Annotated in this window: 1 protein-coding gene; it reads right to left on the minus strand. The window is 74.3% G+C overall.

Features of this window, described 5'->3' with window-relative positions:
- Positions 1 to 253, minus strand: a 253-nt coding sequence (locus tag HOY81_RS27170) for a beta-ketoacyl synthase N-terminal-like domain-containing protein (protein WP_237323358.1), incomplete at both ends; no start/stop codon positions are given.

Here is a 253-nt window from a genome sequence, read left to right on the forward strand (position 1 = left end):
CCGCGGCGACCGCGTCCTCCCAGCGCTTCAGCACCACCACACCCGCACCACTGCCTCCGACGGCTCCCCCCGCCGCGTTGTCGAAGGCCCGGCAGTGCCCGTCCTGCGACATGGGCCCGCCCTCGCGGTAGACGTAGCCGGCCCGGTGCGGAACCTGTACGGAGACGCCGCCGGCCAGGGCCGTGTCGCACTCGGCGTAGAGCAGCGCCTGGCACGCCTGGTGCAGGGCGACCAGCGAGGTGGAACACGCGGT

The organism is Streptomyces sp. JJ36 (assembly GCF_021696945.1).
Lineage (GTDB): Bacteria > Actinomycetota > Actinomycetes > Streptomycetales > Streptomycetaceae > Streptomyces.